Raw genomic sequence first — 21,056 nt, forward strand, 5'->3', positions numbered from 1 at the left:
ATGGAAACTTTTTTATTGGCCTTCAGCCTGATTGCCCAAGCCTGCAGCTGTGCTTGCAATCCACCAACAGTTGGCTATCAAAGCAATACTGGAAGCTGCATATGTCCGTGTAAAATTCAAACCGAACCCTTTTTAAATATAAACAGCCTCACTGGGCCAAAGGGACCTGGCCCCTATGAATCTCCATCCAGCTGGAATGCTCCAAACTGGGGAATAAACAACGATTATGACGGCTTTGGTTGGGGTGGCTGGGGTGGCTGGCCAGTGGATTTCTATTGAATTGAAACATTGCGGCGGTGGCGCAAAGAATCAAATAATGCCAGTAGAAGTAAAACAACACCAATCAAACCACTCAGCCATTCAGGTAGATGCATATGCCATTGCTTTAAAAGAATTCCAGATAACATAAGCAGCCCCAGGGCGCCGATGGCATAGTGAGCGCCATGCTCTAAATAAACCAAACTATCTAGGGCTTTTTCACGGCTCAACATAAGTGTTAAAGAGCGTATAAACAGGGCCCCTAAACCCAAGCCAGTAAGAATTAAAGGTAAATTAGTAGTAATCGCAAATGCACCAATAGTGCCATCCAAGCTAAAGGAGGCATCTAGCAATTCTAAATAAAGCAAACTGGCCAACCCCCCGCCTGCTGCTAAACGGCCTGCCGCTTCCTCCTCACTGCCAAAGGCTTCCGCTATTGATGTGCTTAATAATTGCAATACCAAGCCAATCACCCCTGCCACTAAAACCTCCCCATGCAAACGCACTGGCAGAGCAGCTACTAAAAGCAGTAATAAAATCAATGCCAATGCCACCTCCAATGCCTCAACCCTTCCCGCCGCACTTAGGCGACGTTCCAATGGCTTAAGCCAATGCAATGTTTTAGCTTCATTAAAGAAATAGCGCAAAAATACCATCAACAAAAACATACCGCCAAAGGCCAAAATTCTTGGTTCGGCAAGATCTAATAATTCCTTGTAATGCTGCGGATTATGCAAGGCAGCATCAAGAGCTTCGCCAACCCCCACGCCACCGGCAAGGCACACCAAAGCGAGGGGTCCCGCAAACCGCACACCAAAAACAGGGATCACCAATCCCCAGGTAAGAAAAAATCGTTGCTGACCTGCGGTGAGCTGATCCAGCACCCTGGCATTAACAACTGCGTTATCAAAGGAGAGGGAAATCTCCAACAGCAACAACACAAAGGTGATCCAAGCCGCCTCCAGCCCCGCCATGCCAAGCACCAAAGCAAGGCCCAAGGCGCAACAGCCCAGAGGGAAAACCAAATACTTGAGATAACGCTGCATTAGAGGATTTGTGCCAAAAAGCGCTTGCTGCGCTCGTGTTCGGGATGGTTGAAAAATTGATCCGGCGGCGCTATTTCCACCACCTGGCCCTCATCCATCAAAACCACCCTATCTGCCACCTCTCGGGCAAACCCCACCTCATGGGTTACCACCACCATCGTCATGCCATCAATCGCCAGTTGGCGCATCACATCCAACACCTCCCTCACCTTTTCAGGATCCAAAGAACTGGTGGGTTCATCAAACAACATCAAGCGGGGTTCCATGCACAGGGCCCTTGCAATAGCTACCCGTTGCTGCTGGCCGCCACTTAACTGACCGGGGAACTTATGGGCCTGTTCAGCAATGCCCACTCGCTCCAATAGGGCCAATGCCTGCTGCTCCACCTCAGCGCGGTTGCGCTTACGCACCCAAATAGGCGCCAGCAACAGGTTATCAAGCACCGATAGATGGGGGAAAAGATTGAATTGTTGAAATACCATTCCCACCTCTTTACGCACAGCATCGATATTGCGCAAGTCGTTATTTAGCTCCATTCCATCTACCACAACTGTGCCTTCTTGATAATCCTCTAAGGCATTAAAAGTGCGTAAAAAGGTGCTTTTGCCAGAACCAGAGGGGCCCATAATCACCACCTTTTCACCGCGATTCACCTCTAAATCAACCCCCCTAAGGGCATGAAAACCATTGGGGTACCACTTCTGAACCCCTTTGGCTTCAATCATTAATTGCTTAGTTGCGTTCATTGGGGTTTAGGAATGGATTGGAGGCCAGGGGAGGCAAGCCGTTTTTCCAAAGCGCGGCTACCTAAAGACAATGCCGCACAGGAACACCAGTAGAGCACTGCCAAGAGCAAATAAACCTCCGCATAACGCCCCAACCAATCTGGATTGGCCAGAACGCTGCGGGCTATGCCTAAGAGGTCGAATAGGCCAATAATTGATAACAAGGTTGTGTCTTGCAGCAGGGAGATGCATTGGCCTCCCATCGCCGGTAGCGCCACTTTTAATGCCTGGGGCAATACCACCAACGCCATGGTGTGAACATTGGATAGCCCAAGGGAGCGGGCCGCTTGAAATTGACCGCGGGGAACCGCATTTAAGCCACCGCGGATAGCCTCCGCCAAATAGGCGGCGGCAAAAACAGTTAATACCCCTGTTGCCCGCCACACCCGATCGGGAGCGAGGCCATTGGGGGCAAGAAAACCAACTAGGTTCTGGCCAAGAAACAACAAGGTTATTAATGGTGCACCTCTAATTAATTCAATGATCCCAACGCTTATGTAGCGAAATAGGGGCAAGGAACTACGGCGCCCAAGCGCGAGGATTACCCCCAAAGGCAAGGCGAGCAAGAGGGTGAGGCTGGTGATTAATAAGGTGAACAGCAAGCCCCCCCAATCACTTGGCCGCACCGCTTGCAACCCCAGCCCCCCGGCTATTAACCACAAACCAAACACGTAAGCCACGCCCCAGATCAAGGCCCACCAATCACCAAAACGCTTGCTTAAGGCTTGGCTAAGCCGATGGCTAAATGCCAGCCGCCCAAGCAACAAAATCAATAGTAAAAACAGCACGCGCATTTGGTTTAAAGGCCCAAATGCCAGCAGGGGCGGCACCCCTACCGCGAGTACCAGCAACAAACCAGCGGCGATCCGATCATTAAGGGGCCAGCCGCTGGCGCCCCGCAGCCGCCCCCAACTAAGGCCAGCCAAACTTGTGAGCATGCCCAAAAGCAACCAAAGGCGCCATTCCTGAGCCTCTGGATAGCGGCCGATGGTGAGGGCCGCCGCATTGGCGCGCACCACTAACCATTGGGCACTATTAATTGCCCAATTCAGCACACCCCAGCCGGCCCACGAAAGCAAAGCGAGCAAACCAACGCTGATGATGCCATCGGCGGGAGTGGCAAATAATTGACGCCTCAGGCTTATGGTTAGCCGCTTCATCTCTCCTGCAACCTCACCAAACGATCAATCGCATTCATCACAACTGAAATCACTAAATCAAGCATTAAATAAACCACTAATAACAACAGAAAAACCTCGATGCCGCGGCCGGTTTGATTAAGGGTAGTTTCAGCAACGGCATAAAGATCTGGATAGCCAATTGCAACAGCCAATGATGAGTTTTTAGCCAGTGAAATATATTGGCTATTAAGCCCCGGAACTATTACCCGCAAGGCCTGGGGAAGCACCACAAGGCGCAAAATTTGCAAAGGCTTTAAACCCAAGGACTTCGCAGCCTCCCATTGGCCAAGGGGTACGGAGGCAATCCCACCCCGCACCACCTCTGCAATAAACGCAGCGGAATAAACAACAAGGCCCGTTAACAGAGCGGCTAGCTCCAAAGAAAGCCTCAGCCCCCCTACTAATTCTCCATTAACTAAATCTGCACCAAATAGATAAATGCCGCTCTTAGCAAGCTGCATACCTGGTAACTGCAGGGCTTGATCAGCAGAAGGCAGGCTAAGAAAAACGGCAAAATACCAAAATACCAATTGCAATAACAAAGGAATATTGCGAATCAATTCCACATAAATCCTGGTAACACCGCGAAGTAATGGGTTGCCACTAAAGCTGGCAGCACCAACAGCTACACCGAGGGCAGTGGCAAGCACTAAACCGGAAACCACCACCCGCAACGTATTAACAAAACCAGCCAACAAGGCGCGGCCATAGCTATCACTTGCCCGATAGGGCAAAAGCGTTTCAGCAATATCAAAACCAGCTGGTTGATTTAACCAGCCAAGGGTGAGCCGCAGGCCAGCGCGGGCGAGATTGCGCTCTAAATTGCCCAGCAACAGAGCAATTGCAAGCAATAAAAACAAACCTGCTGCCAGCTGGATCAACCAGCCCAGCTTGCGATTATCACGCCACCATGGCACCGGCATTGAAGGAAAACTCACCACTAACTCAACGGAAGGGTGGTGAATAGATCAAGCCACCATTTTTATAGGAATTATTCAAACCCCGCTCCAGCTTCAGCCGTGAAGCTTTGCCTACATTACGTTCATAAATCTCACCATAGTTGCCAACACTGGCAATAACCCTAGGCACAAAATCTGCGCTTAGCCCCAACTGTTCGCCCAGGTCGCCCTCCACGCCAAGAAAACGGCGCAGATCAGCCTGATTTGGATTGGCCTTAGCAAAGGCTAACTTCTGCTTGAGATTATTTGAATCAATACCTGATTCCTCCGCCTGCATAGTGGCAAATATCACCCAGCGCAGAGCATCGCTGAGGCCGGAATCGTTATTTACAGTTACTGGGCCCAAAGGTTCCTTACTAAGTACATCGGGAAGCAACGTATGGGCAGCCGGATCGGGGAAGCTAGTTTTTTTTGCGGCTAATTGAGAGCGATCACTGGTTACAGCCGCGCATCTTCCTTGCAGGTAAGCACCATAGGTTTGATCACCGGTTTGATATTTAACTGGGGTATATGGCACGCCAAGCTCGCGAAAGCGATCGGCCAAATTCAACTCTGTGGTAGTGCCATTTTCAACGCAAATTGTTTTACCAGCTAAATCCTTTAGGTTTGTTATGCCACTGGCTAATGGCACCATCACCCCCTGGCCATCAAAAAAGATTGTTGGTGCAAATTCCAGGCCATTTCCACCTTTGGCATCCCTGCTAAGGGTGCGGGTTGTATTGCGTGACAACACATCAACCTCTCCACTGGCAAGGGCCGTAAAGCGCTCGCTAGAAGTTAGTTCTCGATACTCAACTTTGTTGGGATCATTAAATAATGCAGCAGCTAAAGCCCTGCACACATCCACATCGATACCAACGTATTTACCTGAATTATCTTGATAGCTAAACCCTGGCAGTTTGCCGTCTACACCACAGGTGAGGCTGCCCCGCGCTTTGATCGCATCTAAACGCCCGCCGCCAACCCCTTCCCCAGAACCGCCGCAGCCTGCCAGGGCCAGGGTTAGGCCCATGAGCAGAATTGCCCAAGGGGCCTTTAAGCAACTTTTCACAGCGCTCTCAAAAATTTTTCAAACGTTAAGCGCATCCCTTCCCCATGGCTGTTCAAACCGTTCAAATCGCACCGATGCGGTTGCTGGTTTCCCAGGGCCATAGCCGTTCCTTGGCTTGGCGACTGGGGCAACTAGAGCGTTTACGCCTCTTGCTCACAGACCACGAAGAGCAGCTAAAGGCTGCCTTGGCCGCCGATTTGGGCAAACCGGAATTCGAGGCCTACCTCGAAATTTCAATCGTGCGCGATGAGCTGAACTTGGCGAAACGGCAACTGCGCCGGTGGATGGCGCCAAAACCAATGCAATTGCCATTGGTTTATCAGCCGGGGCGGGCTTGGGTTCAACCGCAACCCCTGGGCTGCGTTCTGGTGATTGCCCCCTGGAACTACCCGCTGATGTTGCTGCTGAAACCCCTGGTATCTGCCCTAGCTGCCGGTAACACCGCAGTGCTGAAGCCATCGGAATTGGCACCCCATGTGGGAGCACTGCTGGCTCAGCTGGTGGCTGAATACTTTGATGCCAGCGTTGCAACGGTTGTTCAGGGGGGTATAGATGCGGCCCAAGCCCTACTAAAACTGCCTTTCAACCATGTCTTTTTCATTGGCGGCGCTGAAGCTGGGCGCCAGGTGCTTAAGGCAGCCGCGGCCCAATTGATTCCAGTAACGCTTGAACTCGGGGGCAAAAACCCTTGCATCGTTCTTGATGACGCCGATCTTGAAGTAAGTGCCAAACGGATTGCTTGGGGCAAATTTTTTAATGCCGGGCAGAGTTGCGTTGCGCCCGATCACGTGTTGGTAACACCGGGCCTAAGGAAACCGCTAGAAAAGGCAATAACCGCTGCCATTGCAGCATTTTTTGGCCCTGATCCCAGCCTTTCAAGCAGCTATGGCCGGGTGGTTAACCAAGGCCAATTTGATCGCCTTTCAGCCCTGCTGGAGGGCGCTGAGCTGATCTGCGGTGGTGAGAGGGATCGCCAAAATCTTTATTTCGCACCCACCCTTGTGGCCTGCTGCGAAAACCATCCCTTGATGCAGGCAGAAATTTTTGGGCCATTGCTCCCACTGCTGGAGGTGGCCGATCTAGATGCCGCCCTTTCAAAGCTGAACCAAGGGCCCCAGCCCCTGGCGATTTATTTATTTAGCCGCAGTGGCAAGGCCCAGTCAGAAGTGCTGCAAAGCAGCCAATCGGGTGGCGTGGTTTTTAACGATGTGATCTTGCAAGCCGGCATCGCCAGCCTTCCCTTTGGTGGGGTGGGGGCAAGCGGCATGGGTTACGGCAATGGCCGCAGCGGATTTGAAACCTTTTCCCAGCAACGGTCGGTGTTGCAACGCCCCTTCCAACTCGATCTACCTTTTCGCTACCCCCCTTACGGCAGGCGTCTTAGCTGGTTGCGCCATTTTCTTGGTTAAACAACGGCAAGGGGGACTGGCGCTTCTCGCCAGGCTCTTTAAGGTGCGGCCACTAACCCTTTCACCTCCTTTCACTAGCCATGCGCGCCCCCCTGTTGGCCCTGCTGCTGCTGGTTGCCGCCTTGCCCCTGCGGGCAGAGGAACCCGTCCACGTGGTGCAGCCAAAAGAAACCCTTAGCGCCATCTCACGCCTTTATGGCGTTCCCATGGCAACCCTCATAAGCATCAACAGCATCGAAGATCCAAACAAGGTAAAAATTGGCACCGCCTTAAAACTGCCAGTGCAGGCAAAACCCATTGCACTGAAATCCCAAGAAACAAAACCAGTTGTTGTTAAACCAGTGGAGGCAAAACCAGTTGTTGTTAAACCAGTAGAAACAAAACCAGCAACTCCCCTGCTGCTTGCCAAGAAATCAGCAACCCCCGACTGGCGCCATTACGGGCCCTTGCAGGTGGATTGGAAAAACTGGCGCACCATGGCTGGCAGCCTTGTGGCACCAAGCATCAATAAAGAAGGGCAACCCCTTTATGTGGCCGTTAATTGCGGTGCCAAGAAACTCAACGTAACCGGGCCAGCTGGAGCCTGGAAAGCTTGGGAAGCCCCCTCGCAAGAATTTGAGAAAGAACTGGTGGGTGCCGTTTGCCGCGACACCTCCTTACAAAAGGGTTGATCCCATAGTTGAACCGGTGGCTCAGGCCAAATCAGAGGCCTGGGCTGCCGCAGTAACTGCTCGCCAGCTTCCGTGAGATACACATGTTTCCCGGAGCCGCTGTCGGCCAGCAATTCCAGCTCCACCAGGCGCCGCAGGTGCCAGCGCCATAGGGCAGCTGGCTGATCATCGCTAGCAAATTCAGCCGCCAAGCCAACCGCTTCCAAGCCCTTTGGTGCCAGGGCTAAACGCTTTAGTAATTCGATCGCCGCCGCGGCGTTGTTAATGAGGGTTAAAGGCTTAAGGCAGCGGTCGCATTTCCCGCAGGTGGGGGCCAATTCCCCCACGGCCGCCAATAGAGCCTGTTGTCTACAACTGGCCCCCTCTGCCACGGATTCCATCAGCCTCAATTGGGTTTGGGCCTGGCGGCTGCGCAACTTACTCTCTGGATCCTTGGCTGCATTGATGGCCCAGGCCAGGCTGCTGCGGTCGCCATCGCGGTATAAAACCACCACTTCAGCCGGCTTGCCATCCCGGCCAGCCCGGCCCGATTCCTGCAGATAGCCCTCTGGGCTAGAGGGGAGCTCCAGATGTAATACCAAGCCCACATCAGGTCTATCTACCCCCATACCAAAAGCAACGGTGGCCACCAACACCGGCCGGGGTTCCTGCTGAAACTGTTGCAGGGCCAGCAACCTACTTTCAGCGTCCATGCCGGCGTGGTAAGCCAAAGCTGGCATTTCTGCATTGCGCAACAGGTTCGCCCAGCGTTCCACCCCCCTGCGGGTGCGGGTGTAGATCAGCACCGCACCGCGGGCCGCCCTAGCCGCATCAAGCACAAAAGCCAATGGATCCTCAGGGCGCCACATCATCCGGTAGGCAAGATTTGGCCTGCGGGCAGAACGCACTTGGATCAAAGGCCGTTTCAATTCCAATAAACGAATTACATCTGCCCGCACCCGCGCCGGGGCCGTGGCACTCAAGGCCACCAAAGGCACCCCTGGGCACAGGCGCCGCAACTGGCCAAGCCGGCGGTAGTCGGGGCGGAAATCATGGCCCCAGGCGCTGATGCAATGGGCTTCATCCACTGCAATCGCCACCAGCTGGCCCTGGTAGATGAGCTCCTCCAACATGCGCCTGCAGGCTTCTCCCTTCAGGCGTTCAGGCGCCAAATACAGGAGCCTTAATTGGCGTTGCTGCAATTGCAGCTGTAATTGTTGATGCTGCTCCGGGCTCAATCCCCCGTGCAAACAAGCGGCGGCAATGCCCCTGCGCTGCATCTGAGCCACTTGATCCTGCATCAAAGCCACCAGGGGTGAAATCACCACCACAAGGGCCTGGCGCACCAAAGCGGGCAATTGATAACAGAGGGATTTACCCGCCCCTGTGGGTAACACCGCTAGGCAATCGCGGCCCATCAAAAGCGCTTCCACCACCTCCCGCTGGCCGGGTCGGAAATGCCTATGGCCGAAATTATTGCGAAGGATTTCAAGCAACCGATCCCCCTCAGGGGCTAACTCGCTTGGGTTTTCTGCTTTAAAAGTGCTCACCGGAGGACCATACCGGCTGGTTATGGCCAGGCAAGGCCCTAGGGCATTGGAGGTGCTTCCAATTGATCTGCGGCTTCCTCTACCAATTGCAAGCGCAGTTTTTTGCCACCGGCCAGCTCACCAAGGGAAACCCTCAGGTTTGAGCCACTAAGGCTTTCCAAACCCTGCAGGAGGCTGCGCAGATAGGGGGTGCTACTGCCGCTTTCAAGCCACAGCCGTTCGTGTAAACCGCCGAGCCGCCGCCAGCTGGTGTGGAGCTTGAGCACTGCCTGTTCCAATTGCTGCGCTTGTCCCACCACATCAGCAACCAAACCGAGCATGTCTAGGCGTTGGGCCTCCTGCATCGCCTTTTCCAGGTCGATGGATTCATGTTGCAGGGCCCGCACCGCCAAGCCAGCTTCTGCCGCTTTGGTGAGCCAGCGGGCGGTGAGGGTTACGTCTTTAATCCTTTCAATCTCTGGCTCCTCTTTCAATACCCGGCGCAGATCTTCCTGTTGCGCTTCTGGAAGCCGCGCTAATTCCCGCACCAGCGGTGCCACCACCTTGGGCGGCAGGAGGTTCTGCTGAGTGCGCTCTCGGATCACCTGGGGCAGCAGTTCACTGGTGGCGGAGGTGTATTCATCACTGAGGCGACGCACCTGGGTGCGGGTGATCTGTTGGCCTTCATTGGCAGCTTCACTAATTAATTGCTGCACTTCAGGATCTGCCTGGGCTGTTTCTAAAAAAGCGCGCTTAGAAAAATTATTAACGCTGGTTTCCTGCAACAGGCCACCGCCCACGAGGCTGTCGGCTGATTCAGAAAGCTGAATTAAGCCATAGGCCCTGGTTTTACTGATTTCCCGTTCGCGCAACCACTGCAAAAAGCCAGCACCCCTGCCTTCGCCACCGCGCTTTTCACGGTCGCGCACGGAGCCAAGAATGCGACCACGCCAAATTTCGGTTTGAAGGTCGAAACGATCACAAAGCTCCCATGCCTGCTCGAGGCGAGCATGGAATTCCATGCTGCTGAGATCATCCCTACCAGGATCAGGCAGGTCTAGGTGGAGCACCGGTGGTTCCAGGGAGGGAGCAGCTACCAAAACAAATTGCACAAAGGCCGCGACGAATCATGACGGGAGATCGGCATTGGGGCTTGGGTTAGGTAATTTCAGGCAGACAGATCTAACCCTGGCCCTGCGATGGCAATTTCCCGCGGCGACAAGGTGCGCATCAAGCGTCCTGAGTCCTATTGGTTCAACGAAGTGGGAACCGTGGCTTCTATCGACACCTCAGGCATCCGCTACCCAGTGGTGGTGCGCTTTGAAAAGGTGAACTACAACGGTTTTTCCGGCGTTGATGGCGGCATCAACACCAACAACTTTTCGGAAGCTGAACTCGATCCCGCCTGAAGTGGGTGCCTGAACTTCCAGAGGTTGAAACCGTCCGCCGCGGCCTTGAGCAGCAGGCGGATGGTTTTGTGGTAGACGAGGTTTGCGTATTACGCAGCCGTGCCGTAGCGGCCCCTAAGGGGGATCCGGATGGTTTTGCAGCAGGCCTAGCCGGATGCTGCATCAGCGCCTGGCGGCGGCGCGGTAAGTATTTGATCGCATCCTTGAGCCGAGGCAGCGAGCCCGCCGGTGAACTGGGGGCCCACCTGCGTATGACGGGCCAATTCCAGTGGTTTAAACAAGCTGAAAAGCCCGCCTGCGCCCACACAAGGGTGCAGTTTTTGGGACGCCACGGCCCCCAGGCAGAAGCGAGGGAGTTGCGTTTTGTTGATCTGCGCGCCTTTGGCGAACTCTGGTTTGTGCCCATGGGCTGTGCCACTGAGCAAATAATCACTGGCCTGCAACGGTTAGGGCCGGAACCCTTTAGCACTGCCTTCAATGCCAACTACCTGAGGCAGCGCCTGAAAGGCTCAAGCAGACCAATCAAAAATGCCCTGCTTGATCAATCCCTAGTGGCGGGGGTGGGCAATATTTATGCGGATGAAAGCCTGTTTCTCTCCGGCATTCAGCCCCACAACGCCAGTGGCAAGCTTTCTTTGCTTCAACTTGAAAAATTACATAGCTGCTTGGTGGAGGTGTTGCAGGCCAGCATTGGCGCCGGTGGCACCACCTTTAGCGACTTCCGTGATCTAAAGGGCAATAACGGTAACTATGGAGGTGTGGCTTGGGTTTATCGCCGCGGTGGTGAACCATGCCGTAAATGCGGCAGCATCCTGCGGCGAGAGAAACTAGGTGGCAGAAGCAGTCACTGGTGCCCTACGTGTCAATGCTGAATCCCAAAGCAGCCCTCATTGAAGTGATGGCTGCCGTGCAGCAAAGGGGCTGGTGCGATGGCACCGGCGGTAATTTCAGTTGTGTTTTGCAGCGCGATCCATTGCAACTATGGATGGCACCCAGTGGCGTGGATAAGGGGCAGCTCCAAGAGAGCGAACTGATCTTGGTGAATGGAGCGGGAACGGTGCTTGAGGGCAGTGGCAAAGCCAGCGCCGAAACCCTGATGCACCTTGCAATTGTTCAATATTGCAACGCAGGTGCTGTGCTGCATAGCCATTCCCAAGCTGGCACCCTGTTATCGCAATGGGCGTTATCAAAAGGGGGGCTGGAATTAAGCAATCTAGAAATGCTTAAGGGCCTTGAAGGGATCAAAAGCCACGCCACAAGTGTGCTGCTGCCAGTGCTTGCAAATAATCAAAATCTTGCCGAATTAAGCGCAGCGGCTGCACCGCTATTGCCAGGGGCTCCAAAGGGAATTTTGATCGCTGGCCATGGCTTATATGCCTGGGGTGAAAATTTATTTCAGGCAAAACGCCATCTTGAAATTATCGAATTCCTATTGGAGCAAAAGTGGCGACAATTAATACTTGAAGGCTTAGGAATAAAGCCATGATCAAGTTCAATGGCTTAAAAGGTGTGGTGCTCGACATAGAGGGCACCACCTGCCCGATTGATTTTGTTGCCAATGAACTTTTCCCCTATGCCCACCAGGCCTTACCAAAATTTGTAGCTGAACATAGCCAGGATGAACAACTAAAGGAGTTATGGGATGAGGTAAAGCAAGCGATGCAAATTGAGCCAACAAAGGGGGCACCTAAAGAAATAGCTAGCTACCTGCAATGGCTGATTAAACAAGATCGCAAATTCAGCCCTTTAAAGGAACTACAAGGCATAATCTGGCAAGAGGGCTATGGCGCCGGCAAGCTAAAAGCACCCCTCTTTGATGATGTTGGCAAGGCATTAAACAACTGGCATCAAATGGGTTTAAAACTAGCTGTTTATTCCTCAGGCTCAGTGGCAGCACAAAAATTGCTCTATAGCAATAGCTCAGCGGGCGATCTAAGCAAACTATTTAGCAACTGGTTTGATACCCGTTTGGGCTCCAAACTAGATCAGCTCAGCTATTCACAGCTGGCGAAAACCATGGCGATCCCAGCTGATGCTTTGCTATTCATTAGTGATGCACCAGAAGAATTAAATGCTGCAAAAAAAGCTGGCTACCAAACCTGTGGCAGCCAGCGCGCTGGAAACAAATTTATAATTGACAATAACTTGTTTAACGTGGTTACAAGTTTCAGCAGTTTGGAACTTGAACTAGGGAACCAAAAATAACCAACTAACTAACTAACTAAAATCAAAAGAGGCCCAAAGTGAGAGACTTATCGATTGGCAAACAGGCTCCAATACCCAAGTAAATCGTAAAGAAGGTGCCGAATAAAAAGGCAGCCATTGCCACAGGGCGGCGGAATGGATTCTGGAATTTATTGAAACTTTCGATGAAAGGAATCAACATCAAACCCAGGGGGATCATGGTTTGCAAGGCAATGCCAAGCAATTTATTTGGCACCACCCGCAGGATCTGGAAAACCGGATACAAATACCACTCAGGCAGAATTTCAAGGGGGGTGGCAAATGGATCAGCCTTATCACCAAGCATTGCTGGATCCAGCACTGCAAGGGCAACGATGCAAGCGATCGTGCCAAGGATTACAACTGGGAAGATATAGAGCAGATCGTTTGGCCAAGCTGGCTCACCGTAATAGTTATGGCCCATGCCCTTGGCGAGCTTTGCCCGGAGCTTGGGGTCGGTGAGATCGGGGGCCTTTAGAACATGCATGGTGGGTAGGAGTGATGGAACTAAGAGGTTAATTAACTATAGATAAACCCAAACCAAAATCAAATACTTAAAGGGGACCTGAAATACCTTGCTTACGGATCATCAGGAAGTGGGCAAGCATAAATACTGCAAGCAACCAAGGCAACACGAAGGTGTGCAAGCTGTAGAAACGGGTGAGGGTTGATTGACCAACACTTTCGCCGCCCCGCAGCAGTTCCACCATGAAATCACCAACAACTGGCACGGCAGCAGGAACACCACTAACGATTTTCACAGCCCAGTAGCCCACTTGATCCCAAGGCAGGGAATAGCCGGTAACACCAAATGAAACGGTAATAACAGCCATGGTTACGCCAGTAACCCAGGTGAGTTCCCTAGGACGCTTAAAACCACCGGTTAAATAAACCCTAAATACGTGGAGGATCAGCATCAGCACCATCATGCTGGCGCTCCAGCGGTGCACGGAACGGATCAACCAACCGAAACTCACGTCGGTCATTAGGTATTGAACGGAGGTATAGGCCTCAACAACCGTTGGCTTGTAGTAAAAGGTCATGGCAAATCCAGTGGCGAACTGGATCAGGAAGCAAACCAGGGTTATGCCGCCAAGGCAGTAAAAAATGTTTACGTGGGGCGGCACATATTTAGATGAAATGTCGTCAACGATGTCCTGGATCTCCAGGCGTTCGTTGAACCAGTCGTAGACGGGGGAAGGATTCGCCATGCAACGAAGGAGAGTTTGCCCACAGTTGGGTGTGAGTGAGAGTCTATAGACCGCCTTGATACCGCTGTGACCCTGTTAACCCTGGTGCGGGGTGTGCTCTGCCTATTGCTCAGCTTTAGCTGCTGGAGCTTTGCAGCCCAGCCCAGCCAAGCCCTTAGCGATGAACAGGCCCTAGTGGTTGATGTGTGGCGCCTAGTTAATGAGGCCTATGTAGACCCCAGCTTTACAGGGGTGCCCTGGCGCAAGTTGCGCCAAAAAGCGTTGGAAAAATCAATCCAAACCCCCAGCGATGCCTACAGCGCCATCGACGCCATGCTGGCCCCCCTGCAAGACCCTTACACCCGGCTGCTAAGGCCGGAGGCCTATAGCCAGCTGGAAGCAGCCACAAAAGGCAGTGTTAGCGGCGTGGGTTTACAACTTGGCCTGCAGCCCGAGAGCGGCCAGGTGGTGGTAATAGCGCCTGTGGAGGATTCCCCCGCCGCTGAAGCAGGCCTTAGCGACGGCACCCTATTGGTAACAATTAATGGGCAAGCCACTGGGGAACTGGGCCTGGAAGGCAGTGCCGCCCTGCTGCGGGGTAGCCCAGGCAGCAGTGTTCACCTGGAGGTGATCAGCCCTAAGGGTGAAAATCGCAGCCTTGATCTGGAGCGGCGACCGGTGGATCTGAGGCCGGTGCGCAGCAGAAGGCTTAGGGCTGGCGAACACACCTTTGGTTATTTGCGCATTAGTCAATTCAGCGAAACGGTGCCAGAAGCAGTTGCAGAAGCACTTAATGATCTCCAAGCGAAATCAATTGAAGGGCTTGTGCTTGATCTACGCAACAACTCAGGCGGCTTAGTTAGCGCTGGGCTTGCAGTGGCCGACGACCTCTTACCCGGTCAAGTGATTGTTGAAACCCAAGATCGCAACGGCATAAGCGAAAGGCGGCAGGCAAATCCACAAACCATTTACAGCGGGCCGATGGTTACCCTGATCAATGGCGGCACAGCTAGCGCCAGCGAAATCCTCGGCGGTGCCCTACAAGACAATCAACGCTCCGAACTGCTGGGGGCCACCAGCTTTGGCAAAGGGGAAATCCAAACGATGCTGGCCTTGGGCGATGGCAGTGGCCTTGCCGTAACCGTGGCTAGATACCTAACCCCCAATGGCAATCCAATTCAGGGGGTGGGGCTGATGCCTGATCAGCTGCTCAGCGCACCAGAACCCCAAGGCAGCAGCCTCGGCAGTGATGAAGACCAATGGCTGCAGGCGGCCAGCAGCCAACTGCTGCTGCAACTAAGCCAATGAAAAGGCGCACTTATCACGATCCGCTCCACGGCGAAATCGTGCTGGATAGTGCCGATCCGGCCGAAGCGATGGCCATGGCATTAATCGAATCGGCGCCCTTTCAAAGGCTGCGACGCATTCGCCAACTGGGGCCCGCCTATCTCACCTTTCATGGGGCTGAATCAAGCCGTTTCACCCATTCCCTTGGGGTTTTGCAGCTGGCCCGCCGCGCCCTTAAACATCTGGAGCGGCAAACACCATCGCTAGCTCAACAGCGCGGTTTGCTCTACGGAGCAGCCCTGCTTCACGACGTGGGCCACGGCCCCCTGAGCCACAGCGGTGAAGAGATGTTTGGCCTGCACCATGAAACTTGGTCGGCCCGTTTGATCCGCCAGCAAAAAAGCTTGAGGGAGCCCCTTGATGGTTGGTTGCCAGGCAATAGCGAAGCGGTGGCGCAACTGTTGGAGAGGGGAATTGCCCCCAATCCAGCCATCGCTGCACTAGTGAGCAGCCAACTCGATTGCGATCGCCTCGACTACATCCGCCGTGATAGCTACAGCACTGGCACCGCCTACGGACAGCTCGACCTTTCGCGCCTTATCGGCGCTTTAGTGATCGCCCCCGATGGCCAACTTGCAATTCATCCGCGCGGCCGCACTGCAGTTGAACATTATTTAGTTGTGCGTAGTTTGATGTATGGCAGTGTATATAACCACCGCCTCAATATTGCTTGCAACTGGTTGCTGCAGCAAATTATTGTGCAAGCACGGCGGCTAGGACCAAACAAAATCTTTGCTGATTCAGTGATGAATCAATGGCTCTGGCATATCGAAGATCTAGATAGTGATACTTATCTAGCTAATGATGATTTGCGCACTGGCTATCACTTAATTCGCTGGCGGGAAGAGGGGCCAGCACCATTGCGAGAGCTTTGTGAAAGGTTGCTAGAGCGGCGCCTATTAAAGGCCACAGATGTGCGCCAGCTCAATAGTGGTGAAAGGCTAGAAGCCCTTGCCCTAGCTCAGAGGTTAAGCATCAGCGCTGGCCTAGATCCTGAAATCTGCTGTGGGCTTCGGGAAACACGCACCACTGGCTACAAGCCCTATGTGGGTGGCTTACGGCTCTGGAATGGCGAACAACTCCAGGCCCTAGAACAGGTGTCGCCCCTAGTGGAAAGCCTCAGCCATCCCCAGGAATTGGCCTGGTTGCTCCATCCCCGAGAAATTAGCCAGGCATTGCGGCTTAGCCTCGCGGCAATAGGCCCTCAGCCTTAAGCACTGCACTCACATCATCAAAATCTTCCCAGCGATGGTGCGCTATCTGGCGCTGCTCCAACCAATGGCATAGGGGTGCGCGGGCAAAAACCAGATCTGCCACCTGGGCCATCCCCAAATCTGTAATCGAATCACCAATAACCACACTGGAACCCTGGCCATAGCGAGCTATCACAGCAGCTTTTGCTACCAATTCATCAGAGCTAAAAAATTCACTATGAAATTGCAAACCATCGAGTGAATTGAAGCTAACTTCGGCTGCCACTAGATGTTTAAAGCGATGGCGATGGGGAGCCATCAGCTTGTTTACCAATGGCACTAACCCAGCCGACACAAGTACAAATGGCAAACCAGCGCTTTCCAATTCAGCCAAAAAAGGTAGAAATCCAGGCCTAGGTTCAAATTGAGCCATATGGCTAACCATTTGCTCAAGATCTGATGGCGCTAAGGCTGCTGCCAACAGCTCCATGCTTTGGCGCAAATTGATCTCAAAATTAAACAGCTGAGCTTTTAGCGGGCCCCACACCTCAGGGGCAACTGCGGCGGCAACGGCATCAAAGGTATCTTCTGTGGTGATAGTGCCATCAAAATCACAAAACACCGTGGCAATCGCAGCAGCCATGGGTAAGCAGCAATATGTTCAGCCCTAGCTTGCAACACCCAGATGGTGGCTCGATTCATAGCTGCGCCCTCCCCTGGTTGGCCCCATCGCCTGGAGATGGGTGAATGGCAAGCGGGCCAGTGCCCGCAAGCAAGCCTTAACCAAGCCCTTGGCATAGACGCCCCCACAGGGCTAGTTGAACTGCACTGCGGCGAATGGCCCCTTGATATTGGGGCCCTAAGGGGAATGCAACAACGGCTCAGCAACCAAGGCCAGCCATTGCAACGGCTCATAACCAATAGCGCCACAACCTTGGTGGCAGCCAAAGCACTGGGGATTAATTGCGAAGTAATGGCGGCGCCGCTTGAAAGCCCTAAGGCGCTGGAGGCTGAACTGTTAGTACATCGCGGCACCCTCAGGGCTGGTGATCACTTGGAAAGTGAAGGCAGTGTGCTGGTGCTGGGGGATGTGAACCCAGGGGCGAGAATCAGCGCAGCTAACCATGTTTTGGTGTGGGGAAGGCTGCGGGGTATCGCCCATGCCGGCTGCTACGGCAACAGCGAGGGTCGCATTATTGCGCTGCAATTAAGGCCCCTGCAATTGCGCATTGCCGATGCGATAGCCCGGGGGCCAGAGGAGTTGCCACCGGATGGCCTATGCGAACAAGCTGAATTAATAAATGGCGAAATTCGGATTAACCCAGCGGCAGCAACTCTGCCAGCGCTCTAATAGGAAAACTAACGCTGGATTAATCCAAAACCGCCAAGCAAACCAGCAATTGCCATGAAATAGAGCGGTGATATGCGCGTAAAAAGCATTAAGCCGCACACCAAAAAGGAAACAATATAGGCAAGCCAATGGTGATCAGCGGTGCGTAAAACGGTAAGGCCCACAGAGAAGAGGATGCCCAAGGTGATTGGTCCCAAACCGCGCTCGAAAGCAATCCGAAAAGGTGAATCCTTAAATTTTCCCCAGCTCAAGGCAGCCGCAACCATCAAGAGGGTGGAAGGCAATAAAACAGCGATTTCAGCCGCCAAACCGGTTAGCACCCCCCATAAAACTCCATGGCGCAAACCAGCACCCAAACCAAGCAAACCCACAATCATTGAACTAGGGCCAGGGGCCGCCTCCGCTAAGGCATAAAGATCAGCAAATTGGTTATTAGTTATCCAATGGTAGGTGTCTACAGATAGATGCTGGTACTCCTGAAGCAAAGTATTACCACCGCCCAAGGAAAAAAGAGACAATCCTAAAAAAGTTTTGATCACCTGCCATAGCGTATCTAAACCAGTCATCAGTTTTCAGCCTGGGATTTGCACGGCTTCGGCCAATACAAAGCCATCGCCATGGGGCCGCCAACCAAAACCACAGGTATCAACTTAAAATTGGCAACCTGCAAAGCAAGAAAGGTAAGAATTGCGATTAAAATCGCCAAAGGATCTCTCCAATATTCATGTAAAATTTTAAAACCCATTGAAAGTGCCATCCCAGCAGCGGCTGCTACCACGCCAGTGAGCACATGATCTACGGCGGGCAGAGCATGGCTGCGAAAATAAACCAAACCCAGCAACATTAAAATACTAAATGGCACTAAAAGCATGCCTGCTATGGCTGCCATCGCTCCAATAAAACCTTTAAAAAGGGTGCCGATATAAACGGCCATATTGATTTGATTAGGGCCGGGAAATAAGCGAGCAACAGTTAAGCCAGTAAGAAAAGCTTCATTGCTCATCCAGCGGCGTTGTTCCACAACTATTCGTTGGCTCCAGGCAGAAAGCCCACCGCCAAAAGCAGATAATGCCACCTGAAGCATGCCAAAAAACAAAGCCTTGGGGCTTGGGCTAGGAGCAGGCATTAATCGTGAATGAAGTTTGGATCTGGCGGCAATTCACCATGGTTGTGCATGCTGGGATCAAGGGGATCTGGAGCACTGTATTTACTCGCCTGCTTCCAATCAAAGCTAAAGCATTCAACACAACGGGCTAACACCTCTGGCGCATCTGTTTCAATACCTAATTCACGGCGGATATCAAAGGCGCTGCGATCAATATTCATCGAGCCGATCAAGGCCTTTAATTGATCAATTATAATCAGCTTTGCATGGAGTTTTAAATGTTTCTGGCGCCTCACTTTTACCCCAGCGCTTTCCAATAGCCTTAGGCTAGAAAAAGTATCAAAAATATCCCAATCAGAGATACCATGCTTACCGCCACATAATATTCTCACCTTCACCCCCCTGTTACTTGCTGCCACAAGCCGCTCCAAAATAACTGAATCAACAAATTTTGGATGTTGCACCCAAATGCGTTGCTGAGCCGAATCAATAAGCCTTGCCATTTGACCGCGGCTATGGAAACTGCTCCAAACCAAGCCCACGTTCAAATCAGGCGCGAAGAAAGCTCGCTGCCAATCGGCTTCAAAACCAGCAATAACTTGATCTATGGCAGCTTGCGCATAGGTTATTATTCCATAATCACGGGTTTCAGTAAAATATTTATCCGAAAGGTTAAATGTAGAAATTAGCGCCGCAGAATTATCAACAACAATTGATTTTTCATGGGTTACGGCAAAGGCATCACTGCTCCAGGCAACTTCAATGCCCCATGCCTGAAGCCTTTCAAAGGCCGAATCATTCCAGCGATCACCGCCAGAGGTGTGCGGATTCAGCATTACCCGCACCTTTACGCCGCGGGCATGGGCCTCTTGCAGTGAAAGTTCAATCGCCTCAGATTCCAGCTTGAACTGCTTAAGCCGCAACTCATGGCTGGCGCCAGCGATGAATTCCTGCAGGGCTGCAACCCCATCCTCAGGCATAACCAGGAGGGTTTGATGGTGTTTGAGGCTTGTGATTCCACTCACCATTGGCCAACCGTTCCACCTACTGCACCAAGCTTGTACCAAATAAAAGGCTTTGGCAGTATTTTGGTCAAATCTGTTTCACTGGCCATTAAATGGCTGGTGCCCAATAAGTGACAGCCCCTTCCCAACACACAATCCTGATCTGTTCTGGCAAAGGGGGAGTTGGCAAAACAACCCTCACCGCAAATCTGGGAATTGCCCTTGCCTCCCAGGGGGTGCGCACGGCAGTTCTCGATGCTGATTTTGGCCTGCGCAACCTGGATCTATTACTTGGGCTTGAAAACAGGATAGTTTTTACAGCCCAAGAGGTGCTCGCTGGTAGCTGCCGGCTTGAGCAAGCAATGGTTAAACATAAACAGGAACCAAATTTATCGCTATTGCCAGCTGGAAATCCACGCATGCTGGATTGGCTAAAACCAGAGGACATGCAAAAAATAGTTGAGATGATAAAACCACATTTTGATGTGATTTTAATTGATGCCCCTGCGGGCATTGAAGATGGCTTTAAAAATGCCGCCGCCGCAGCAGAGGAAGCAATAATCGTTACCACACCAGAAGTTTCAGCTGTTCGTGATGCAGATCGGGTAATTGGTTTACTCAATACCCGCGGCATTAATCCAATTCAATTAGTATTAAATAGAGTGAGGCCAAAGATGATGGCAAATCAGGAGATGCTGGGGATTTCAGATGTTACGGATATTTTGGCTTTACCTTTAATTGGATTGGTATTAGAAGATGAACAGGTGATTGTTAGCACTAACCGAGGCGAACCACTCACCTTAGGTAATGGCAAATCACCGGCTGCAATTGCCTATCGCAATGTAGCCAAAAGGTTAATGGGAGAGCAAATTCCCCTGCCAGATCCAAACCAGTTACATAAGGGCCTGCGGGCAAAAGTAAGGCAATTAATGCAAACCAAAATCTTCTGAAGCCATGACATTACTCGACCTAATCGATAAGCTTCTGGGCCGCCAACAGGCCAGTGCCACCACAGCAAAACATCGCCTGCAATTGGTTTTAGCCCATGATCGCAGCGATTTAAATCCCGAGCTGCTGCAAAGAATGCGAAAGGAAATCCTTGAAGTAGTAAGTAAATATGTGGAGCTAGATCTCGACGGCGGCGACGTTACCCTTGAAACGGAAGATCGCAGCACTGCGCTTGTTGCCAACCTACCCATCCGCAGGGTAAAGGAAGCCGCACTGCAGAGCCTCAACCTTAATGGGCCAGCTTTAGAAGCTAAGCCTCAAAGTGATGCTATAGAATGAGCTGATTGCCGGCTTAGCTCAGCGGTAGAGCAGCGCTTTTGTAAAGCGAAGGTCATCGGTTCAAATCCGTTAGCCGGCT

The 21,056-nt window shown here is 52.4% G+C and carries 24 protein-coding genes and 1 tRNA gene; 12 read left to right on the forward strand and 13 right to left on the reverse strand.

Annotated features, from left to right (window positions below):
* A complete protein-coding gene (locus KBY68_RS02005; protein WP_255095728.1) occupies positions 1 to 279 on the forward strand; it encodes a hypothetical protein in 279 nt (92 codons plus the stop codon).
* Here KBY68_RS02005 and KBY68_RS02010 read toward each other — a convergent pair.
* From KBY68_RS02010 to KBY68_RS02030, 5 genes are read right to left on the reverse strand one after another with little or no spacing between them, the layout of a single operon-like run.
* Positions 273 to 1,304 carry a DUF475 domain-containing protein gene (locus KBY68_RS02010; RefSeq protein WP_106499789.1) on the reverse strand — a complete coding sequence of 344 codons (1,032 nt, stop codon included), beginning with the start codon at positions 1,302 to 1,304 and terminating at the stop codon, positions 273 to 275. The genes KBY68_RS02005 and KBY68_RS02010 overlap by 7 nt on opposite strands.
* Positions 1,304 to 2,050, reverse strand: coding sequence for an amino acid ABC transporter ATP-binding protein (locus KBY68_RS02015; RefSeq protein WP_315855640.1), 747 nt, complete (start codon positions 2,048 to 2,050; stop codon positions 1,304 to 1,306). The genes KBY68_RS02010 and KBY68_RS02015 overlap by 1 nt, the downstream gene beginning before the upstream one ends.
* Positions 2,047 to 3,249, reverse strand: a complete 1,203-nt coding sequence (locus KBY68_RS02020) for an amino acid ABC transporter permease (RefSeq protein ID WP_255095729.1) — start codon at positions 3,247 to 3,249, stop codon at positions 2,047 to 2,049. The genes KBY68_RS02015 and KBY68_RS02020 overlap by 4 nt, the downstream gene beginning before the upstream one ends.
* Positions 3,246 to 4,208 carry an ABC transporter permease subunit gene (locus KBY68_RS02025; protein ID WP_315855641.1) on the reverse strand — a complete coding sequence of 321 codons (963 nt, stop codon included), beginning with the start codon at positions 4,206 to 4,208 and terminating at the stop codon, positions 3,246 to 3,248. The genes KBY68_RS02020 and KBY68_RS02025 overlap by 4 nt, the downstream gene beginning before the upstream one ends.
* Before the next feature lie 7 nt (positions 4,209 to 4,215).
* Positions 4,216 to 5,241, reverse strand: coding sequence for an amino acid ABC transporter substrate-binding protein (locus tag KBY68_RS02030; RefSeq protein ID WP_255095730.1), 1,026 nt, complete (start codon positions 5,239 to 5,241; stop codon positions 4,216 to 4,218).
* Positions 5,242 to 5,324: 83 nt separating this feature from the next.
* On the opposite strand from KBY68_RS02030, the gene KBY68_RS02035 reads away from it, so the two are divergent.
* The gene (locus tag KBY68_RS02035) at positions 5,325 to 6,689 is read left to right on the forward strand and encodes an aldehyde dehydrogenase family protein (RefSeq protein ID WP_255095731.1); all 1,365 of its coding nucleotides are present in this window, start codon (positions 5,325 to 5,327) and stop codon (positions 6,687 to 6,689) included.
* A 526-nt stretch (positions 6,690 to 7,215) separates the two neighbouring features.
* On the opposite strand, the gene KBY68_RS02045 is transcribed toward KBY68_RS02035, so the two are convergent.
* Both KBY68_RS02045 and KBY68_RS02050 read right to left on the reverse strand, forming a co-directional pair.
* Entirely contained in the window at positions 7,216 to 8,889 is a 1,674-nt protein-coding gene (locus tag KBY68_RS02045; RefSeq protein WP_255095732.1) for a RecQ family ATP-dependent DNA helicase, read from the reverse strand.
* A 38-nt stretch (positions 8,890 to 8,927) separates the two neighbouring features.
* The gene (locus KBY68_RS02050; protein ID WP_241537101.1) at positions 8,928 to 9,890 is read right to left on the reverse strand and encodes a hypothetical protein; all 963 of its coding nucleotides are present in this window, start codon (positions 9,888 to 9,890) and stop codon (positions 8,928 to 8,930) included.
* A gap of 177 nt (positions 9,891 to 10,067) precedes the next feature.
* Here KBY68_RS02050 and KBY68_RS02055 point away from each other — a divergent pair, with 177 nt between their 5' ends.
* The 4 genes from KBY68_RS02055 to mtnC are packed head-to-tail and all read left to right on the forward strand — an operon-like array spanning position 10,068 to position 12,482.
* Positions 10,068 to 10,277: a photosystem I reaction center subunit IV gene (locus KBY68_RS02055; RefSeq protein ID WP_106499784.1), complete on the forward strand. Its 210-nt coding sequence runs from the start codon at positions 10,068 to 10,070 to the stop codon at positions 10,275 to 10,277.
* A gap of 5 nt (positions 10,278 to 10,282) precedes the next feature.
* Complete coding sequence (locus KBY68_RS02060) at positions 10,283 to 11,149, forward strand: DNA-formamidopyrimidine glycosylase (protein ID WP_255095733.1); 867 nt, start codon at positions 10,283 to 10,285, stop codon at positions 11,147 to 11,149.
* On the forward strand, positions 11,143 to 11,763 hold the full coding sequence (mtnB, locus tag KBY68_RS02065; RefSeq protein WP_255095734.1) for a methylthioribulose 1-phosphate dehydratase: 621 nt from the start codon (positions 11,143 to 11,145) through the stop codon (positions 11,761 to 11,763). Before KBY68_RS02060 ends, mtnB begins: the two co-directional genes overlap by 7 nt.
* A complete protein-coding gene (gene mtnC, locus KBY68_RS02070; protein ID WP_255095735.1) occupies positions 11,760 to 12,482 on the forward strand; it encodes an acireductone synthase in 723 nt (240 codons plus the stop codon). The genes mtnB and mtnC overlap by 4 nt, the downstream gene beginning before the upstream one ends.
* A gap of 22 nt (positions 12,483 to 12,504) precedes the next feature.
* Here the strand turns inward: mtnC and petD are convergent, their stop codons facing one another.
* Positions 12,505 to 12,987: a cytochrome b6-f complex subunit IV gene (gene petD / locus KBY68_RS02075; RefSeq protein ID WP_106500656.1), complete on the reverse strand. Its 483-nt coding sequence runs from the start codon at positions 12,985 to 12,987 to the stop codon at positions 12,505 to 12,507.
* 67 nt (positions 12,988 to 13,054) lie between these two features.
* Complete coding sequence (gene petB, locus KBY68_RS02080) at positions 13,055 to 13,711, reverse strand: cytochrome b6 (RefSeq protein ID WP_106500657.1); 657 nt, start codon at positions 13,709 to 13,711, stop codon at positions 13,055 to 13,057.
* A gap of 66 nt (positions 13,712 to 13,777) precedes the next feature.
* Between petB and ctpZ the strand changes: the two genes are divergently transcribed.
* Both ctpZ and KBY68_RS02090 read left to right on the forward strand, forming a co-directional pair.
* Complete coding sequence (gene ctpZ, locus KBY68_RS02085; protein WP_390625564.1) at positions 13,778 to 14,998, forward strand: carboxyl-terminal processing protease CtpZ; 1,221 nt, start codon at positions 13,778 to 13,780, stop codon at positions 14,996 to 14,998.
* A complete protein-coding gene (locus KBY68_RS02090) occupies positions 14,995 to 16,251 on the forward strand; it encodes an HD domain-containing protein (protein WP_255095736.1) in 1,257 nt (418 codons plus the stop codon). Before ctpZ ends, KBY68_RS02090 begins: the two co-directional genes overlap by 4 nt.
* Here the strand turns inward: KBY68_RS02090 and KBY68_RS02095 are convergent.
* Entirely contained in the window at positions 16,220 to 16,873 is a 654-nt protein-coding gene (locus KBY68_RS02095; protein ID WP_255095737.1) for an HAD-IB family phosphatase, read from the reverse strand. The genes KBY68_RS02090 and KBY68_RS02095 overlap by 32 nt on opposite strands.
* A gap of 42 nt (positions 16,874 to 16,915) precedes the next feature.
* Between KBY68_RS02095 and KBY68_RS02100 the strand changes: the two genes are divergently transcribed.
* Positions 16,916 to 17,581, forward strand: a complete 666-nt coding sequence (locus tag KBY68_RS02100) for a septum site-determining protein MinC (protein ID WP_255095738.1) — start codon at positions 16,916 to 16,918, stop codon at positions 17,579 to 17,581.
* Between the two features lie 8 nt (positions 17,582 to 17,589).
* On the opposite strand, the gene KBY68_RS02105 is transcribed toward KBY68_RS02100, so the two are convergent.
* The 3 genes from KBY68_RS02105 to KBY68_RS02115 are packed head-to-tail and all read right to left on the reverse strand — an operon-like array spanning position 17,590 to position 19,714.
* Positions 17,590 to 18,147: a chromate transporter gene (locus tag KBY68_RS02105; protein WP_255095739.1), complete on the reverse strand. Its 558-nt coding sequence runs from the start codon at positions 18,145 to 18,147 to the stop codon at positions 17,590 to 17,592.
* Positions 18,147 to 18,707, reverse strand: coding sequence for a chromate transporter (locus tag KBY68_RS02110; RefSeq protein ID WP_255095740.1), 561 nt, complete (start codon positions 18,705 to 18,707; stop codon positions 18,147 to 18,149). Before KBY68_RS02110 ends, KBY68_RS02105 begins: the two co-directional genes overlap by 1 nt.
* The gene (locus KBY68_RS02115; protein ID WP_255095741.1) at positions 18,707 to 19,714 is read right to left on the reverse strand and encodes a phospholipase D-like domain-containing protein; all 1,008 of its coding nucleotides are present in this window, start codon (positions 19,712 to 19,714) and stop codon (positions 18,707 to 18,709) included. The genes KBY68_RS02110 and KBY68_RS02115 overlap by 1 nt, the downstream gene beginning before the upstream one ends.
* Before the next feature lie 107 nt (positions 19,715 to 19,821).
* Here KBY68_RS02115 and minD point away from each other — a divergent pair, with 107 nt between their 5' ends.
* The 3 genes from minD (at position 19,822) to KBY68_RS02130 (ending at position 21,056) form a co-directional block, all read left to right on the forward strand.
* Positions 19,822 to 20,640 (forward strand): septum site-determining protein MinD, encoded by an 819-nt coding sequence (gene minD, locus KBY68_RS02120; RefSeq protein WP_255095742.1) that lies wholly within the window; start codon positions 19,822 to 19,824, stop codon positions 20,638 to 20,640.
* A 4-nt stretch (positions 20,641 to 20,644) separates the two neighbouring features.
* Positions 20,645 to 20,977: a cell division topological specificity factor MinE gene (minE, locus tag KBY68_RS02125; RefSeq protein WP_255095743.1), complete on the forward strand. Its 333-nt coding sequence runs from the start codon at positions 20,645 to 20,647 to the stop codon at positions 20,975 to 20,977.
* Positions 20,978 to 20,984: 7 nt separating this feature from the next.
* Positions 20,985 to 21,056, forward strand: a tRNA-Thr gene (locus KBY68_RS02130).

The organism is Synechococcus lacustris Maggiore-St4-Slac (genome assembly GCF_024345595.1).
Classification (GTDB): Bacteria; Cyanobacteriota; Cyanobacteriia; order PCC-6307; family Cyanobiaceae; genus Synechococcus_D; species Synechococcus_D lacustris.

What these genes read in the sequence shown, in the direction of transcription:
- KBY68_RS02010 (WP_106499789.1), bottom strand. Translation starts at nt 1,304, where the DNA reads ATGCAGCGTTATCTCAAGTATTTGGTTTTCCCTCTGGGCTGTTGCGCC.
- petB (WP_106500657.1), bottom strand. Translation starts at nt 13,711, where the DNA reads ATGGCGAATCCTTCCCCCGTCTACGACTGGTTCAACGAACGCCTGGAG.
- KBY68_RS02055 (WP_106499784.1), top strand. Translation starts at nt 10,068, where the DNA reads ATGGCAATTTCCCGCGGCGACAAGGTGCGCATCAAGCGTCCTGAGTCC.
- KBY68_RS02090 (WP_255095736.1), top strand. Translation starts at nt 14,995, where the DNA reads ATGAAAAGGCGCACTTATCACGATCCGCTCCACGGCGAAATCGTGCTG.
- KBY68_RS02035 (WP_255095731.1), top strand. Translation starts at nt 5,325, where the DNA reads ATGGCTGTTCAAACCGTTCAAATCGCACCGATGCGGTTGCTGGTTTCC.
- KBY68_RS02005 (WP_255095728.1), top strand. Translation starts at nt 1, where the DNA reads ATGGAAACTTTTTTATTGGCCTTCAGCCTGATTGCCCAAGCCTGCAGC.
- KBY68_RS02020 (WP_255095729.1), bottom strand. Translation starts at nt 3,249, where the DNA reads ATGAAGCGGCTAACCATAAGCCTGAGGCGTCAATTATTTGCCACTCCC.
- petD (WP_106500656.1), bottom strand. Translation starts at nt 12,987, where the DNA reads ATGCATGTTCTAAAGGCCCCCGATCTCACCGACCCCAAGCTCCGGGCA.
- KBY68_RS02115 (WP_255095741.1), bottom strand. Translation starts at nt 19,714, where the DNA reads ATGGTGAGTGGAATCACAAGCCTCAAACACCATCAAACCCTCCTGGTT.
- KBY68_RS02095 (WP_255095737.1), bottom strand. Translation starts at nt 16,873, where the DNA reads ATGGCTGCTGCGATTGCCACGGTGTTTTGTGATTTTGATGGCACTATC.
- KBY68_RS02110 (WP_255095740.1), bottom strand. Translation starts at nt 18,707, where the DNA reads ATGCCTGCTCCTAGCCCAAGCCCCAAGGCTTTGTTTTTTGGCATGCTT.
- KBY68_RS02015 (WP_315855640.1), bottom strand. Translation starts at nt 2,050, where the DNA reads ATGAACGCAACTAAGCAATTAATGATTGAAGCCAAAGGGGTTCAGAAG.
- KBY68_RS02105 (WP_255095739.1), bottom strand. Translation starts at nt 18,147, where the DNA reads ATGACTGGTTTAGATACGCTATGGCAGGTGATCAAAACTTTTTTAGGA.
- minE (WP_255095743.1), top strand. Translation starts at nt 20,645, where the DNA reads ATGACATTACTCGACCTAATCGATAAGCTTCTGGGCCGCCAACAGGCC.
- KBY68_RS02100 (WP_255095738.1), top strand. Translation starts at nt 16,916, where the DNA reads ATGGTGGCTCGATTCATAGCTGCGCCCTCCCCTGGTTGGCCCCATCGC.
- mtnB (WP_255095734.1), top strand. Translation starts at nt 11,143, where the DNA reads ATGCTGAATCCCAAAGCAGCCCTCATTGAAGTGATGGCTGCCGTGCAG.
- mtnC (WP_255095735.1), top strand. Translation starts at nt 11,760, where the DNA reads ATGATCAAGTTCAATGGCTTAAAAGGTGTGGTGCTCGACATAGAGGGC.
- KBY68_RS02030 (WP_255095730.1), bottom strand. Translation starts at nt 5,241, where the DNA reads ATGGGCCTAACCCTGGCCCTGGCAGGCTGCGGCGGTTCTGGGGAAGGG.
- KBY68_RS02050 (WP_241537101.1), bottom strand. Translation starts at nt 9,890, where the DNA reads ATGGAATTCCATGCTCGCCTCGAGCAGGCATGGGAGCTTTGTGATCGT.